The organism is Kitasatospora sp. NPDC058032, assembly GCF_042885845.1.
In the GTDB taxonomy this organism is placed as follows: Bacteria; Actinomycetota; Actinomycetes; order Streptomycetales; family Streptomycetaceae; genus Kitasatospora.
Genome location: NZ_JBHVRK010000010.1, coordinates 105,170 through 120,183 on the forward strand (window position 1 = coordinate 105,170; position 15,014 = coordinate 120,183).

The window sequence follows — 15,014 nt, forward strand, 5'->3', positions numbered from 1 at the left end:
TACCAGCGCGGTTTTACTCCGTTCGGGGTGGTGCGGGCCGGGAGGGCGGCGCGGGGGGGGGGGGGGGCCCCCCCCCCCCCCCCCCGGGGCCCGCTTCAGTCCTCCCGGGCCGCCTGTGGGCCGTCAGGCTGCGGATCGGCGGCCCATCCGAGCGTTTCGTAGAGCCTGTCGACGGCCCGGCGGGTCCGGCCGTCGCTGCTCGGCATCAGATGCGTGTAGACCCGGAGCGTGAACCCGGGGTCGCTGTGACCCAGGTACTGGCTCAGCGCCTTCACGTTCTCGCCGGCGTCCAGCAGGACGGTGGCGTAGAAGTGCCGGAGGGCGTGCATGCCGTCCTCCCGGGACGCCTGGTGCCGCTTCCCCTTCTCGGGCGCCGGGATCACCCCGGCTGCGACGAGAGCGGGCTTCCACGCGTACGTGTTGAAGTCGGGCCGTCGCACCGGCCCGCCCTCCTCTCGGGAGAACAGCAGCCGCTTCGTCACCGGAGGGCCGTCCGGGGTGAGCCACGGCAGCGTCACCTCGTCCGGCGGGAACGCCTCCATGTGGGCCTTGAAGAGGCGACCGATCTGCGCCGGGAGCGGCACGTCCCGGACCTTCCCGCGCTTGGGCGGGGCGAACACCAAGCGCCCGCCGATGACCTTGATCTGGTAGCCGACGTGCAGCCATCCGGTGTCGAACCCGATCTCGTCGACCGGCAGACCGAAGATCTCCCCCTGGCGCAGTCCGCACCCGCCGCCAGCGTCCGTCATCGCTCGGTACCGTTCCGGCAGACCCGCGCGCACGGCGTCCACTCGGTCCGTCGGCCACGGACGGACCCGCCCCGGCGCCCGCCCGGGAGCGGTGACCGATCGGGAACGGCAAGGGTTCGTCGTTCGCAGCTGGTCCTCGACGGCCGCCGTGAAGATGCCGGAGACGCTTCCGAAGATGACCCGGCGGTACGACGAGGCCGGGACGGCCTTCTCCAGCTCCGCCAGCCACTCCCGGATGTGGGACGGCAGGAACGAGTCCATCGGGCGCGAGCCCAGGTACGGGATCGCGTGCCGACGGATCTGGGCGTGGACCGAGGCCCGGGTGTTGAGGTCGGTGTGCTGGGACTCCAGCCACCGCTCCGCATACTGCTTGAAGGTGACGCGGGCCGCCTTCGGGTCGACGTACTGGCCGCGCGACATGTCGGCCTCGATCCGGGCCAGCCAGTCGTCCGCCAGCCGCTTCTGACGGTCCGGAAAGGACTTGGACTTCTCCGTGCCGTCCGGCCCGACGTACCGGGCTCGGTACCGCATGCCCGTTCCGTAGCGCTCGGTGCGGACGCGGCGCGGCTTGCCGTTGGGGCCGGGCTCGGTCTTGTACCAGCGGTCCTGGATGTGTCCTGCCATAGATCAAGCCGCCTGTTCGTTCTGCTCGGCCGCCCATTCGGCGACGGCCTGGGGGTGGTAGCGGACGTGCCGGCCGACCCGGAAGCCGGGCGGCCCCGTGCGCCTGCGGCGCCACTGGTAGACGGTCTCCAGCGGCACGCTGAAGATCCGGGCGATGTCCTCGGGTTCGAGGTAGCGGTCGGGGAGAGGGCGGACGTTCGGGGCGATGCCCGTGCTGCGGCCCTTCGGGGGCATGGCGAGGCCTCCGGCTGTGGCGAGTTGAGGTGCGGGGTTCGAGCTGAGCGGCCTGGGACGGGCCGGAGCGCTGACAGAACCTCAAAAACCCGGCTGCTGTGGCGCTGACCTGCGGTTTTGTTCATGATCGCGGTTGTGACAGAACCGGTAAAAACTCTGACAGAACCTCCGGGGAGTGGGTTGTGTCACGGCGGTCGGGGCTGTGACAGAACTCGGGGCGGGGAGGTTCTGTCAGAGTTTTCGGAGGTTCTGTCACAGCCGCGATCACGGCTGTTTTCGCAGGTCAGTGGGTTTTGGTGGGGGTTTTCGGGGTTCTGTCGGTGCTCCGGGCCCTTCGCGGGGATCAGGGGCGGGTGAGGCGGGGGTGGAGCTGGTAGCGGGGGGAGGGGGGTCGGCCGCCTCGGGTGGTGCGGGGCGGCGGGGCCTGCTGGCGGAGCCAGCCGTGTTCCTCCAGGACGTCGAGGGCGGGGGTGAGGTCGGAGATGGTGCGGAAGTCGGCGCGGGAGACGGCGCGGAACAGGTCGCGCTTGGTGAAGGCGGGCAGGGGGTTGGCGCGCAGGTGGTCCAGCAGGAGGCGGGCGGCGTCGCGGCCGGGGTCGGCGCCCATGGCGTCGAAGACGTGCAGGGCGTGGGCGGTGAAGTAGTCCCCGAGGCGGGTGGCCGCGCTCATGGTGGCGGCCTCCACGGGCCGGTTCCAGCCGTCGGTGGGGTGGGTGGCGAGGTGGAGGAGGGCGGCGAGGCGGGCGACGGCGCCGTCGCGCTTGCTGGCCCACTTGAGGATCGGCCGCAGCGGGGCGTTCTTGGCGAGGCGGGCCTCGGTGACCTTCTGGTAGGCGCGCATCACCGCATCGGCCTCGGAGGTGAGGGTGAGGATCGCGGCCTCGGTGCGGTCGAACAGGGCCAGGGTGAGGGCTTCGAGGCGGGCGGCGTAGGTGTCGACCACGGCGTCGGGGATGAGGTCGGGCTCGGTGTCGCGGCTGCCGACGAGGGATTCGGGGACGGCGTAGAGGTAGCGGGCGAGCAGGCCCCGGCCGTCGGCGCCCTTGACCTGGGCGACGGCGTCCAGGACTTCGGGCTGGATCGCCAGGCCCATGGTGACGGCGGGCCGGTCGACGTGCTGGGAGGGGCGTCCCTGGCGGTTGACGCGGACCATGTCCCCGGCGTGGCCCTTGAGGAAGATCCCCATGTTGGCGCTGCCCGAGTACAGGCCGGCGATGATGTCGAAGATCCCGCCCTCGGGGCTCATGACCGCGATCCGGCCGCCCTGCTCGGCCAGCAGGGTGGCCAGGGACTCCTGGGTGGCGTCGTCGGCGACGAGCTGGGTTTCGGTGGGGACGGTGATGGCGGCGGCCTGCTTGCCCAGGTCGATGGCGTCCTGGGTGAGGGCGGCGCGCTGGTCGGCTTCGGCGTTCGCGGCGCGCTGGCCGGCCTTCTCGGCGGCGGCCTTGGCGAGCTTGAGGGCGAGTTCGGCCTCGATGATCCGTGCCTTGCTGACCTCGGCGAGGGTGCTCTCCACGGTGAGCAGGGGGCGGATCATGTGGTCGAACACCGCGCTCTTGCGGCTGCCGGGGTCCATGGCGACGGCGGTGTAGATGTTGGTGGGCTCCTGCCAGCGGCCCCGGATCTGGATGCGGACCCTGCCGCCGGCGGCGGTCGCCACGGTGGCCAGGGCCAGGCACCCGGCGAGGTCGGCGGGGGTCTGCGTCTCCTCCGCCACGGCGGCCACCATGTCGGCGAGCCAGCCGGGCAGGGTGTCGGTGGGGAACGCCGGGAGGGTCCGGGACTCCCCGAGGTCGACGGGGGTGTCCCACAGCTCCCCGCCGGCGGTGGACGGGGGCTCCATCGCCTCCTCCCAGCCGTCCGGGAACAGCGAGGTGACGTTGTCGAACGCGCCGCCCGGGTCGGCGGCGGTGGCGTTGGTGAGCGGGCTCATGGCGAGGGCTCCTCCCGAGCAGGGGTCAGGGGCGGGCAGGCGTGGGCCGGAAGGGCTGGGGGCGGAGTAAGCGGCTTTCTCCGCCCCCGCTCCGGCATCGGAGGGTGGGTCAGGCGGCGGGCCGGTGGGCGGCGAAGCCGCGGGCGAGGCCGTTGGTGATGGCGCGCCGGCACTCGGCCTCACCAAGGCCGGTGGCCATGCCGGCGTCCAGCAGCACATCGGTGGCCAGCGGCTCCGGGAGGGCCCCGGCGTGGATGAGGCGGGCCAGGGACGCGGCGGAGGCGAACAGCCGCTTCGCCCGGCCGGGTTGGGTCTGGGCGCGGACCTTGGCGTCCTCCCCGGCCAGTGCGGCGCGCACGTAGGCGTCCTGCTGGCCGATCCGCTCCCGCACCGCCACCACGTCCACCACCGCCGCGACCGGGGCGGTCGGAGGCGGGGTGAGCAGGGCGAGGAGCTGGGGCGGGCACGCGGCGATGACGCCGGGGTCGGCGCCCGGGGCGAAGCCGTAGCGGCCCTTGTCCCCAAGCGAGGCAGGCCCGACCAGGTAGCCGGCGGGCCCGCGCACGTCGATGCCGGGCGCGAGGACGCCCACCGAGTTCGGGAACGACGCCCCGGCCGGGGCGCTCAGCCACAGGTGCAGCCCGCCGGAGGGGGTGGCCACGGTCGCCGTCGGCGGGACGGTGAAGCCGTGTTCGGCGGCGAGGCGGGCCAGGTCGGCGACGCCGTCGAGGCCGTTCTTGCGGTCGAGGTCGAGGCCGATGAGGTGGTGCGGGGCGGTGCCGCAGGCGATGCCGTAGCCGGTGGCCCAGGGGGCGCGGGCGAAGAGGACGTCGATGCGGTCGTGGTCGCGGGTGGCGTCGTGGACGCCGTGTCCGGGCCTGCCGCACGCGGCCCGGCACTCCTTGCGCTCCCGGCTGCCCTCGGGGTGCGGGGAGGGCACGGCGGGCTTCTTGGAACGGGAGGTCGGGAACACCGCGAACCCACGCTCGGCGGCATGGTGCGCGGCAGCGAGGGCCCGATCCCAGTCGGTCAACGGGGCCTCCGGGGCGACGAATTGAGCCGACACCCCGCCCGCCGACGCCGTAGCGGGCGCCGGGGACAGGGCATCGGAAGGAACCTCCTGTTGCCGCTCGGCACAGACCTTGTGCGCGGGCCTGCACTGGTCATCGCGAAGCGGGGTGGGACGTCCGCACCAGCGGCAGGGCAGGGTGCGGATGCGGTCGTAGTGGGAGGCGTCGCGCCAGTCCAGGACGGCGGACAAGGCTGGCCCTACCTGGTGCGGAAGGCGTCGAGCAGGGCGAAGCGCAGGGCGGTTTCGGCGTGCTGGCCGTAGGCGAATGCGGCTTCGGACAGTCCGGAGGCCCGGTTGATCGCGTCGTGCATCTGGCCGGCGTCGTGGTCGGACAGGTAGCTCTCGGAGGCGAGGCCGTCTGCGAAGGCGGCGGCGTACTCGCACTCGTCCATGGCCTTGCGGGCGGCGCGGAAGGCCTTCCAGCCGTTCCATCGGTCCAGGCCGGTGACCTCGGGCAGCGGGCCGGGGATGACGAAGGCGCCGTCGGTGTTGTGGAGGCCGTGGACGGCAGTGGGCTGGTTGCCGGCGATGACCTGGGTGATGGCCCAGGTGGCGCCGTCGGCGTAGGTGAGGGCGGCCATGCCGTAGATGCCGCTGAGCTTGTCGGCGTGCTCGTGGTGAGCGGTGATGAGGCGGAACAGGACCCTGTCGTGCGGGCGGATCTCGTTGTCGTAGGGACGATTGGCGGAGGTGACGGTGGCGTCGATGGGCTTGAGCCGGTCGAGGTCGTACAGCGCGCATGTGGTCCGGGCGGCGTGGGCGGCGAGGCGGGCCTCTCGGGCGGCGGCACCGAGGGCGGTGAGGCTGTCGGTCAGGGTCTCGAACCAGGGCATGGGCACAGGGTCCTCCGGGGTTAGCGGTTGCGGTTGGTGACGTTGACGTGCACGTTCACGGGGCCCTGCCCGCCGCCCCGGCCGCTTCCGCCACCCGTGGTCTTGGCGAGGGCGTAGGCGCCGACGCCGAGCGCGGCGAGACCACCGACGCTCCCGGCCGCCGCCGCGACGGCCTGCACCGCGTAGCCGATGCCGAGTCCGCCGGCCCCGAGGGCGACGCCTCCGGCGAGCAGACGCGCGGGCCACGGGTCCCGCACCGGAACCGGGTTGGTGACCGGGGACGGGGCGGGCAGGTAGACGGCGGTCGGCGCGAGCGCCGGGCCGTGGTGGACGACCGGGGCGGTGGCGGCGGGGTGGTAGAGGGCGGGCGGTGCGGTGATGGGCGGGGTGGGGGTGAGGTAGTAGGGGGTGCCGTCCGGGCCGTGGAGCACCGGGGCGGCGGTGGGCTGCGGGGTGGTGGTGCGGTCCATCGGGGTCTCCCGTCGACGGGTCGGTGCGGGGGTGGGTCAGTGGTTGGTGGCGATGTGGGCGAGGGCGGCGAGGAAGGTGTTGACGGGGTCGGCGAGTCCGGTGGAGGCGGTGGTGAAGCCGGACAGCCACAGGACGGCGGCGGTGCCGAGGCCGACCCGGCGCCCCTTGAGCAGGAGCGCGGCGGCGGCGGCGAGCAGGACGGTGACGCTGATCGTGACGGCCATTTCGGCGGTCCTTCCCGTTACGGTTTCGGTGACGGTGCGTCATGAGCTTGTGTGGGGCACACAGCACCCTGGGGAAGCGCGGTTTCGGGGTGTGGGGCTGGGGTTGTGTGGGGCTTGGTGTGTGCCCCACACGGGTCACACGGGCAGGTCAGAGGGCCACACGAGCCTGTGTGCCCCACACAGCCCTGTGTGGCCCTGTGTGACCCTGCCTGTGTGACCCTGTGTGGCCCTGTTTTGGCTACTGGCGGTAGCGGGTGAGGGCGTCGGCGAGGGTGTGGGCGTAGAAGCCGGCCTTGGCGTCGCCGTCGATGCGGACGGTTCCGGCGCCGGGCCGGGAGACGCCGACGGCCCGCAGGAGCGCGTTCACGTCGGCCCCGAGGGTCTGGGCGTCCAGGCCGAGTGCGGCGGCGAGGTCGGCGATGAACATCCGGTCGCCGCCGCCCTTGGTGATCGCGGCGTGGGCGCGCACGAGCAGGCCCGGCGCGGGGTCGGCGACCGGCTCGTAGACGCTGCCTCCGTCGTCCCCGTCCGGGGCGGGGACCGGGGTGGTGCGGTGGGCGGAGAGGTTGAGTCCGCCGGGCCGGGGTTGCTTGACGAGCCGGTCGCCGGCGGCGGTCCGTCCGGTGAGGGCGGACAGGTTCAGCCTGCCCGACCCGGCGCCGGTCCCGGTTTCGCTGTCCTCGATCAGGCCGGCGTCGGCAGCGGTGGTGATGACGGTCCAGAGCCATCCGGCGCGGGCGTCGTCCCAGCGGCGGGCGTAGTCGTCTCCGGCGGCGTGGGCGGAGACGGGGTCGAGGGTGGGGCGCCGGTCGTTGGTGGCGAGGACGGCGGCGCGGACCTGGGAGGGGCCGGTCTTCCAGGTCTTGAAGGGGGTGGGGGCGAAGCCGTCGGCGCCGGCGGCGCCGATGACGCCGGAGCCCTTGGCGTTGAGCTGGCGGGTGTCGACCCGGGCGCGGGGGAACATCTTGGCGAGGTTGTTCCCGGCGCTCTCTCCGCTGGTCAGCGCGACGCCGACGGGGGAGAACTTGCGGATCTCGGTGTCACCGAGCGCCGAGACGTTGCCGTCGACGGCGGTCAGCACGAAGCGGATGCCCATGGCGCGGGTGGTGCGCATGGCCTTGCGGACCGCTTCCCGAAGTTCCTTCAGCACGGGCGGGGCGGTGGGCCGGATGGACAGCAGCTCGGCGCCCTCGTCGACGACCACCTCGATCTGCGGCAGCTCCGAGGAGACGGGCAGCAGCGTGGTGTCCATCTCGTCCAGCACGTCCTGGTACTGCTGCTGGCGGGCGGCGTTGATCCGCAGTGCCGCCCGCATCATCCGCAGCGCCTCCTCGGGGGTGGAGGCGATCCAGTCGACCCCCGGTTTGGTGCCGGCGGGGGCGGGGGCGGTGCCGGGCTTGGGGGTCTTGCGGCCGGTGGCCTCCAGCCACGGGCGTACCCAGGGGATGCCGACCGCCCCGGCCTTCAGGTCGATGACCCAGGTGACGACGTCGGTGCAGCGGGCGAAGCCGGTGAGGACGCCGTCGACGAGGGTGGACTTGCCGGATCCGGGCGGGCCGAGCAGCAGCGCGCACGCCTCTCGCAGGAACACGGTGACCGGGTCGAGGTTGGGGAGCATGCCCCAGGGGATGCCGGTGAGGATCGACAGGGGGCTGTAGTCGTCGGGGTAGGGGCGGGCGTCGGCCATGCCGTTGACGGTGGGGATGTCCAGGACGACGCGGCCCTGGATGTCGCCCTCCTCGACGGCGATGACGCAGCCGAGCGGCAGGCGGGCGTCCCCGGCGAGGGCGCGGGCGCGGCCGGCGATCTGGTCCCAGGTGGCCGCGCCGCCGGGGAGTTCGGCGCCGAGGGAGAAGCCGCCGCCGGTCTTCCAGAACTCCACGGCGAACACCCTGCACTGGACGCCGGCGACGCGGTGGATGCGCTCCTCCCACTCTCGGGCGATCCGGCGGCGGCGGTGGTCGAGGGCGTCGGCGGCCTTCGCCGCCTGCGGGGACAGGGCCAGGCGCTCCTCCTCGGCGGCCTCCTCGTGGACGGCGGCGGTCGAGGCCATCGCCCCGATTCCGACCCCGAGGCCCGCGAGGGTCCCGGCGGCGGCCCACGAGAGCGGGCCGGCGTGCATGGCCCAGGTGGTCCAGCCTCCGGCGAGCAGCCACGACGCCGAGCGCGTCACCACGGACATGGCGGTCAGGCGCCGGCGCACGCTCCAGCCGATCCCGTGCCCCACCGCCCCCGCCGCGCCGACCGCGAGCGGCAGGGCCTCGGGCATGCCGGTCGCGGCGCCGAGCAGCGCCAGCGCGCCGGCGCCGGTCGCCGCCGACAAGGCTCCGGTGGCGGGGCCGTGCGGGGCGGCCCAGTCCAGCGGAACCCCCCGCTTCGCGGCCCGGGGCCGGGGGGTCTTGGCCTGCTTCTCGGCGGCGGTGGTCTGGGTTTGGGGGGTGTGGTCGGGTGGGAGGTTGGTGAGGTTCAGGCGGTCGGTCATGCGGAGTCTCCGGGTGTGGGCCGGGGCGGGCCGCAGCAGTGCGGCCCGCCCCGGAGGGTGGTGGAGAGATTGGCGAACTAGCCCTAACAGTGGGCTAGTTGTTGTTGTTGGTGTCCCACTTCTGCTCGCCGGTGCGGGGGTCCTCGTGGCGGCGGATGTCGTGCTCGTGGTGGGTGCGGAAGACCGGGCCGACCTCGCCGGCGGCCTGCACGGCGAGCTGGATGTGGGTGTAGACCTCGGTCAGGGCCTCGGCGATCGGGGCCTCCAGCGGGAACTCCGCGTCGGCCTTCTCCGCCAGGATGCGGAAGACGTTGGCGATCGACTGCAGGGCGTCCGGGATCTCCTCGCACATGGCGAGGACCTCCATCATCCCGTCGGGGTCGAAGGTGTTGGCCAGGGCCTCCATCTCGGCGGCGACCTGGGCGAAGCTGAACGTGCTGTTGGTGGCGGTGGTCACGATCCCTCCCAAGGGGACGGCGGTGCTGTCGGTTGAGTTGTGGTTGCGGGGAGCGCGCGGCACCGTGTCCGCCACCTCCCCCTCGTCGGGGTCGGTGTCGGGGGTGTCGAGGTGTTCGGCGGCGGCGAGGTCGGCGTCCAGGGCGGTGCCGATCACCCAGTCACGGACGGTCCGGTCTTCGCGGGCCCGGCCGACCATGCGGTCGAACAGCCTGCGTCCCGGGTGCATCAGCCACGGCATGTCGAGGCGGCGGCCGATCGGGGTGGTGATCGTGCCGACCAGGCCGACCGCGCCGGCCAGCAGCGCGGCCAGCGCCCACCGGGCGAAGTACCGGCCGGCCGAGCGCCGCAGCCGCTTACGGGCCGCCCGTGCCACCGCGCCCTTGCGCATCGCCACCCGACGCTCCCTCAACCGCGCATCCGCCCGCCCGTCCCGCGCCACCCGCCCGGCCAGGCGCTTGCCCTCGCGGTTCTGACGCCGGGCCAGGCGCTTGTCCTGCCGGGCCTGACGACGCGCCTGCCGGGCGACCTCCCGCGCACCGCCCGCCACCGACCCCGCACCACCGGCCGTGCCGGTGCCGGGGGCGGTGTGGCCGGCGCGGGACAGCTCCCGGGCCGTCGCCTTCGCCGTCCGCTTCTGCTCCCGCGCGGCCGTCTTGGCGGCGCGGCGGGCGTCGGCGACGGTGCGGCGGGCCGCCGTGTCCTGCACCCGCTTCTCGCGCAGGCTCGGCGCCGCCGCGGCACGTTCGGCACGCGCCGCCCGCACCCGCGCAGCCCGAACCCCCAGACCCGAACCCGCGCCGCCACCGGCCGACGGCAGGCGCCCGTCGGCGGAGCGGCCCCGGGCACCAGGCTCGGACGCGGCGGTCGAAGCCGCCATCGAGGCGGCCCCACCGGTACGGACGCGGGACGCGGCGCCCGCGCCACGGCGGGACGTCGAACCGGCGCCCGCCTGGGCGTTGTTCGTCCCGGCAACGGCACTGTTCCTGCCCGCCGGTCGTCCCGCACTGGAAGCGGCGGCGTGCCGCGCCGGGCGGTACTGGTGGCCGAGCGGTAACCGGGTACCGCCCGCCGGGCCGGGCGTCCCGAACAGGCCACCCCCGGCCGGCCGGTGGCCGGCGTTGGGGTGGTTCGAGGTCTGGCCGGTGTCCTGGCCGGTCGGGGTCTTGCGGGTGCGGGAGCGAAGGGCGGCGGCGCCGGTCGCGGCGACGGCGCCACCGGCGAGCAGGGCCAGCACCACCGGCCCGCCCGCCAGCGCGGCGGCGGACACGGCGCCGACGGCGGTGTTCCCGCCGGCCACCGCCAGCGGCACCACCGGCAGACCACCCCGGGTGTGCCCCGCACGGGCCGGGGCCCGGCGAACGGCCGAAGCGGCGGGCGTCGCGGGCTCGGTCGACGGGGCGGCCTCGGCGGGGGCCGGTGCGGGCTGAGCGAACGGTTGTGCGGCAGTGGGCGGCGGGGGAGGCGCGGGTCGGCCGGTGGCCGGGGCGCTCTGGGCCGACACCAGGGTTTCGGACATGATGGGGTCTCCGGTTCTCTGCAGAGGGACGGAGCCCGGGACGGCCGCGCAGCTTGCTGGCGTCGGCGGCCGTCCCGGATCAGGCGGAGGCGGTGAGCGCGGCCAGGGTGTCGGCGGCCTCGCCGGCGGTGATGGGCTCGCCCTTGACGTAGCCGCCGTACATGGCGTTGGCCTTGCGGGCGATGTCGGCCGGGGTCGCGGTGGGGCGGCCGTTCTCCCACGGGCCGTAGGTCGTCAGCTCGCCGGCCGCGTGTCGGATCATCCGGGCGCGGCCCTCGGCCCGACGCTTGGCGCGGCGGGCGGCGTTGCGGTCCTGGCGGGGCTGCGGGTCGGTCATGGTCGTCTCTCCGGGGCTGGTGCGGGATGGCGGGTGGTATGCCGGTCGGCGGCCCCGGCCCTGTGCCGCCGGGTGGCAGCGAGGGCCGAGACCGGTCCTTGGAAGGTCAGTCGGTGTAGCCGAGTTCGGTGGGGTTGACGCCGTCGCGGATGGCGTCGGCGTCGGCGCGCATGTCGCGGGCCTGGCCGCGCAGGATGCTGGCGGACGCCCTGGCCTGCTGGCGGGACAGGGGGCTGTTGTTCTTGTCGGCGGCGTGGGCGTCGCCGGAGGCGGCGGCCTTGGTCTTCTCGGCGGCGCCCTTGTCGAGGTCGGCGGCGATGGCGGCGGCCTTGGTCTTCTCGGCGGCGCCCTTGTCGAGGTCGGCGGCGATGGCGGCGGCCTTGCTGCGGGTGAAGCGCATGGTGATGGTTCCCTTCGGGTTCAGCGCTCGACGACGGGCTTGTCGAGGTCGCGGTGGACAAGGCGGGCCGGGGCGATGGTCTTGTCGAGGCGGCTCGCGAGGACCATGGCGACGGTGGCGGCGCGGTGCCGGCCGCCCGCGCAGCCGACCGCGATGGTCAGCGGCGCGGCGGTGGGCCCGGCGTCGTAGGCCTCGGCGACCAGCGCGGCGGCGAGGACGGACTCCCGGATGCCCGGGGTGGTCAGGACCGCGCGGCGCACCGGCAGGTCGTGCGCGGTCAGGTGACGAAGGGCCGGGTCGACGTGCGGGTCGCGGAAGTGCTTGCGCAGGTCGAGGGTGAGGTGCGCCTCGGGCGGGGCGCCGTGCAGGTAGCCGAAGCTGATGACCTCGATGGTGGTCACGGACATGACAGTGATCTCCTGTTGCTGGTGGCAGCGGAGCAGGTCAGGGGCGGGGTCAGGCCGCGAAGGCGCCGGGCAGGGAGTAGAAGCCGTTCACCTCGATGGGGACGCCGTGGCTGGTGCCGTGGGCGGTCAGCCAGCCGGTGGTGCCGCACTCGACGCTGTCGATGGCGGAGGGGTCCAGGTCCAGGGCCTCGCGCCACTGCTCGAACGCGCCGAGGCCGCGGTGAAGCGACAGCCGCACGCCCCACGCACCCCACGGGATCTCGGTGTCGGGCTCGAAGAACTGACGCAGGCCCGCGTCGGGGGCGGGCAGGTCGGCGTGGGCGCTGAGGACGGCCAGCAGAGCGCCGGCCGCAGTGACCTGAGTGCTGTCGGCGATGGTGGGCTCGGCGATGGTGGTCACGATGCCTGCTCCTCAGCGGTCGCGGTGGTGGGGACGGCGTGCAGGGCGGGCCGGGCCGCGGCCGGGTGTTCCTTGTAGCGGGCGGCGATCCAGCCGACGGACCAGCCGGTCAGCTCCACCGCCTGGCGCTGCGTCAGTCCGGCCTCGATGGCGGCCTTGACCGCCTCGCGGGCCCGCTCCTCCGGCAGGCGCTCGTCGGCGGGACCGGCGGCCAGCAACTCGGCACGGGCGCGCTCTGCGGCCTCCCGCTCGCGCCGCTCGGCCTCGGCCCGCTCGGCGCGCTCACGCTCGCCCGCCTCGCGCTCACGGCGCTCACGCTCACGCCGTTCGTGCTCACGACGCTCACGCTCGGCCCGCTCGGCGGCCTCCTGCCGGGCCTGCCCGTCGCGCTCCGCCGCCTCGCGGCGCGCGGTCTCCGCGCGCTCCTCACGGACCATGCCCGCCTCGTGCTCACGCTGCTTGTCGGCCTCGCTCGCGTCGTGCTCACGGCGCTCACGGTCGGCCCGATCAGCGGCCTCGAACCGGGCGAGCCGATCGGCCCGCTCCTCCTGCCGGCGTGCCTCGGCACGCTGTTCGTGCTGCTCGCGCTCGGCCCGCTCAGCGGTCTCCCGGGCAGCCAGCGCGGTGCCGATCGCCCGCCGGTAGGCGAGGGACGTCTCGGCCGTGACGATCAGCAGCAGCGGCGCGACCGAGTGGACCGCGACCCCGACCCCGTCCCGGTGCAGGGCGCTCAAACCGATGTTGAGCAGCACGGTCATGAGGCCGGTCATCCAACGCAGCACGACGGGCCAGCGCCCGCCGTCGCCGTTCAGACGGGCGAGCGTGGCGTCCATACGCACCACGATCACCACCGCCGCGTCCACGACGATCGGCAGGATCGGCGCCGTCCACTCCCACCCCTTCGGGGTGTGGCCGGCCATGAGCGGGGTCACCGTGAGCACGCTGTACAGGACCGCGCCGAACGTGATCGCCCACGTCCCGACGCTCAGCGCCCGCTCGGCGGATCGGATCTGCGCCGGGCTCATCGCCGCCTTCATCGCGGCCCCCGAACCGTGCGCCGTGAGCGGGCGGTGAGCGCGCTCACGGCGCACGTGAGCGCGGTGAGCACGTGGCTGTTCACGCCGCCACCCGCTCGGTGCTCGCGGTGCGGCGGATGACCGCCGGGCGCCGCAACGGCACCGGCGCCAGGGCCTGCAGGCGCTCGGCGAAGGCGGCCAGCACCGGGTCCTCCCGGCGCAGGTCCACCACGATGTCGGCCGCGGCGTCCATCCGGGCGGCGCGCTCCGTCTCGCTCTCACCGGGCACGCCGGTGAACAGGCGGGTGAAGTCCGAGTCCACACCGAGCGCCAGCTCGGCGAACTCGTCCTCCGTCAGGGCCGTCTGCCCTGCAACAATCGACCTCACGGGTCTACCTCTTCTCGTTGGGGGTGTGGGCCCGGGGCCGCCGCGCGTTCCTTGGCCGGGAGCGCGGCGGCCCGACTCATGCGGGCCCGGGCAACTCGAACGTCACGAGCAGCCACGACCCCCGGCACCCACCCCGCAGTCATGGATGCGAGGGGGTGTCGAGGGCCGTGGTCACTGGTGAAGCAGGGGGTTCGGTCTCAGATGGACGCGGTGCAGCTCGCTCCGGGGAGATCGCTCCCGGAGATCGTCGCCAGCGAAAAGGTCGGCCGCGTCGGTCTTTTGAGTCGGCTGCGTGTCCCATGTACGGCCCACCGTCTTAAGGGCGGGCCGAGGTGTCAGGGCGTGCGCCCCTTCTCTGCCGACTGGTCTCCACTCACCCCGACCGGCGTGGTCACGGGCGGACTGCGGTGGTGGATCACTCTCTTGAGTTGTCGAGGTACTGCGTTTGTGCAGCTCAGAGCAGCCCAAAGAAGGCCCCTCTGTGTCGCCCCTGTCTCACTTGGTGCGACACCCACAACATAGACAACCTGCTTAGGCAGGTCAAGAGGGTTGGGTTTCTCGCGCATGTTGGGCACCTGCCCTAGCATTGGCGTATGGCCCTAGACCCGGATGACTCTCGCCCCCCGTATCAGCAGGTCAGCAGTCGTCTGCGGGCCTCGATCCTGACGAAGCAACCCGGCTTCGAGACTGGTGACAAACTCCCGTCCGGCCCTGAGCTGGCCAAGCACTTCGGCGTGGCTCGCGGCACCGTGGACAAGGCCCTCGACCTGCTTCGGACCGAGGGGCTGATCGTGACCCGCCAGGGAAGCGGCTCGTTCGTTCGGGAGCGCACGTCCCGCCCGGTCGGTCTTCGACCGCATCTCGAAGCGGCCTTCGAGCAGCAGCAGGTCACGCTCGACTTCGCCGGCTTCTCCAGCGAGACGCTGCACAACGCGCTTCAGGAACCGCTGGACAAGGTCCGCTCCGGTCGGCTCACCCCCGAGTCCATCAAGGTGCGGCTGCTGCTGCCGGACACCACGGAGTCGATGGCCGTTCCCGTGCTGGTCGACGGGCTGAAGGATGAGGTTGCACTTCGCGAGCGCGCGCGGAACATCGCGCTGACGAACGCCGGCGGCATCGCTCACTCGGTCGAGGTCCTGGCAGAGCTCGGACTCGTTCAGTCGGCGAGCGTCGAGGTCAAGGTGCACCGGGCGTCGAGCCTGTTCAAGCTCTACATCCTGAACCGGACAGAGGCCTTCTTCGGCTTCTATCCGCTGCGTGAGCGGACCATCAAGGTGGACGACACAGCCCACACGTTCTACGACGTGACCGGCAAGGACACCACGCTGTTCCACCACGCTGCCGGGCCGGACGATGCTTCGCTCGGGTCGCAGTACGTCCAGCAGGCCCAGATGTGGTTCGACAGCGTGTGGTCCACGATCGCCTACGAGCGCCAGCCATGAGCACTCCCCGGCAGCAACTGTCTGAGG

Annotated in this window: 16 protein-coding genes; 1 reads left to right on the forward strand and 15 read right to left on the reverse strand. The window is 73.6% G+C overall.

Annotated features, from left to right (window positions below):
• Positions 1–95: 95 nt before the first annotated feature.
• From ACFVUH_RS18225 to ACFVUH_RS18295, 15 genes are all read right to left on the reverse strand, one after another.
• Positions 96–1,373, reverse strand: coding sequence for a tyrosine-type recombinase/integrase (locus tag ACFVUH_RS18225; RefSeq protein WP_387914251.1), 1,278 nt, complete (start codon positions 1,371–1,373; stop codon positions 96–98).
• A 3-nt stretch (positions 1,374–1,376) separates the two neighbouring features.
• Positions 1,377–1,607, reverse strand: a complete 231-nt coding sequence (locus ACFVUH_RS18230) for a helix-turn-helix domain-containing protein (RefSeq protein WP_387914252.1) — start codon at positions 1,605–1,607, stop codon at positions 1,377–1,379.
• Between the two features lie 343 nt (positions 1,608–1,950).
• Positions 1,951–3,540 (reverse strand): YfjI family protein, encoded by a 1,590-nt coding sequence (locus ACFVUH_RS18235; protein WP_387914254.1) that lies wholly within the window; start codon positions 3,538–3,540, stop codon positions 1,951–1,953.
• Positions 3,541–3,649: 109 nt separating this feature from the next.
• Positions 3,650–4,573: a bifunctional DNA primase/polymerase gene (locus ACFVUH_RS18240; RefSeq protein WP_387914256.1), complete on the reverse strand. Its 924-nt coding sequence runs from the start codon at positions 4,571–4,573 to the stop codon at positions 3,650–3,652.
• Between the two features lie 236 nt (positions 4,574–4,809).
• A complete protein-coding gene (locus ACFVUH_RS18245; protein WP_387914257.1) occupies positions 4,810–5,445 on the reverse strand; it encodes a hypothetical protein in 636 nt (211 codons plus the stop codon).
• A 20-nt stretch (positions 5,446–5,465) separates the two neighbouring features.
• Positions 5,466–5,915 (reverse strand): hypothetical protein, encoded by a 450-nt coding sequence (locus tag ACFVUH_RS18250; protein WP_387914259.1) that lies wholly within the window; start codon positions 5,913–5,915, stop codon positions 5,466–5,468.
• Positions 5,916–5,951: 36 nt separating this feature from the next.
• The gene (locus ACFVUH_RS18255; protein ID WP_387914260.1) at positions 5,952–6,140 is read right to left on the reverse strand and encodes a hypothetical protein; all 189 of its coding nucleotides are present in this window, start codon (positions 6,138–6,140) and stop codon (positions 5,952–5,954) included.
• Positions 6,141–6,378: 238 nt separating this feature from the next.
• Positions 6,379–8,622 (reverse strand): hypothetical protein, encoded by a 2,244-nt coding sequence (locus tag ACFVUH_RS18260; protein WP_387914261.1) that lies wholly within the window; start codon positions 8,620–8,622, stop codon positions 6,379–6,381.
• A 94-nt stretch (positions 8,623–8,716) separates the two neighbouring features.
• Positions 8,717–10,597, reverse strand: coding sequence for a hypothetical protein (locus ACFVUH_RS18265; protein WP_387914263.1), 1,881 nt, complete (start codon positions 10,595–10,597; stop codon positions 8,717–8,719).
• A gap of 79 nt (positions 10,598–10,676) precedes the next feature.
• Positions 10,677–10,934: a hypothetical protein gene (locus tag ACFVUH_RS18270; RefSeq protein ID WP_387914265.1), complete on the reverse strand. Its 258-nt coding sequence runs from the start codon at positions 10,932–10,934 to the stop codon at positions 10,677–10,679.
• A gap of 106 nt (positions 10,935–11,040) precedes the next feature.
• Positions 11,041–11,334 (reverse strand): hypothetical protein, encoded by a 294-nt coding sequence (locus ACFVUH_RS18275; RefSeq protein WP_387914267.1) that lies wholly within the window; start codon positions 11,332–11,334, stop codon positions 11,041–11,043.
• A gap of 20 nt (positions 11,335–11,354) precedes the next feature.
• On the reverse strand, positions 11,355–11,741 hold the full coding sequence (locus tag ACFVUH_RS18280; protein WP_387914268.1) for an ATPase: 387 nt from the start codon (positions 11,739–11,741) through the stop codon (positions 11,355–11,357).
• Between the two features lie 49 nt (positions 11,742–11,790).
• Positions 11,791–12,141 carry a hypothetical protein gene (locus ACFVUH_RS18285; protein WP_387914269.1) on the reverse strand — a complete coding sequence of 117 codons (351 nt, stop codon included), beginning with the start codon at positions 12,139–12,141 and terminating at the stop codon, positions 11,791–11,793.
• Entirely contained in the window at positions 12,138–13,166 is a 1,029-nt protein-coding gene (locus tag ACFVUH_RS18290) for a DUF2637 domain-containing protein (RefSeq protein ID WP_387914271.1), read from the reverse strand. Before ACFVUH_RS18290 ends, ACFVUH_RS18285 begins: the two co-directional genes overlap by 4 nt.
• Before the next feature lie 91 nt (positions 13,167–13,257).
• Complete coding sequence (locus ACFVUH_RS18295; RefSeq protein WP_387914273.1) at positions 13,258–13,545, reverse strand: hypothetical protein; 288 nt, start codon at positions 13,543–13,545, stop codon at positions 13,258–13,260.
• A 593-nt stretch (positions 13,546–14,138) separates the two neighbouring features.
• Between ACFVUH_RS18295 and ACFVUH_RS18300 the strand changes: the two genes are divergently transcribed.
• Positions 14,139–14,987: a GntR family transcriptional regulator gene (locus ACFVUH_RS18300; protein ID WP_387914275.1), complete on the forward strand. Its 849-nt coding sequence runs from the start codon at positions 14,139–14,141 to the stop codon at positions 14,985–14,987.
• Positions 14,988–15,014 lie beyond the last annotated feature (27 nt).

Coding starts and splice junctions, on each gene's coding strand:
- ACFVUH_RS18245 (WP_387914257.1), bottom strand. CDS start 5,445: ATGCCCTGGTTCGAGACCCTGACCGACAGCCTCACCGCCCTCGGTGCC.
- ACFVUH_RS18265 (WP_387914263.1), bottom strand. CDS start 10,597: ATGTCCGAAACCCTGGTGTCGGCCCAGAGCGCCCCGGCCACCGGCCGA.
- ACFVUH_RS18225 (WP_387914251.1), bottom strand. CDS start 1,373: ATGGCAGGACACATCCAGGACCGCTGGTACAAGACCGAGCCCGGCCCC.
- ACFVUH_RS18235 (WP_387914254.1), bottom strand. CDS start 3,540: ATGAGCCCGCTCACCAACGCCACCGCCGCCGACCCGGGCGGCGCGTTC.
- ACFVUH_RS18290 (WP_387914271.1), bottom strand. CDS start 13,166: ATGAGCCCGGCGCAGATCCGATCCGCCGAGCGGGCGCTGAGCGTCGGG.
- ACFVUH_RS18300 (WP_387914275.1), top strand. CDS start 14,139: ATGGCCCTAGACCCGGATGACTCTCGCCCCCCGTATCAGCAGGTCAGC.
- ACFVUH_RS18255 (WP_387914260.1), bottom strand. CDS start 6,140: ATGGCCGTCACGATCAGCGTCACCGTCCTGCTCGCCGCCGCCGCCGCG.
- ACFVUH_RS18250 (WP_387914259.1), bottom strand. CDS start 5,915: ATGGACCGCACCACCACCCCGCAGCCCACCGCCGCCCCGGTGCTCCAC.
- ACFVUH_RS18230 (WP_387914252.1), bottom strand. CDS start 1,607: ATGCCCCCGAAGGGCCGCAGCACGGGCATCGCCCCGAACGTCCGCCCT.
- ACFVUH_RS18275 (WP_387914267.1), bottom strand. CDS start 11,334: ATGCGCTTCACCCGCAGCAAGGCCGCCGCCATCGCCGCCGACCTCGAC.
- ACFVUH_RS18270 (WP_387914265.1), bottom strand. CDS start 10,934: ATGACCGACCCGCAGCCCCGCCAGGACCGCAACGCCGCCCGCCGCGCC.
- ACFVUH_RS18260 (WP_387914261.1), bottom strand. CDS start 8,622: ATGACCGACCGCCTGAACCTCACCAACCTCCCACCCGACCACACCCCC.
- ACFVUH_RS18280 (WP_387914268.1), bottom strand. CDS start 11,741: ATGTCCGTGACCACCATCGAGGTCATCAGCTTCGGCTACCTGCACGGC.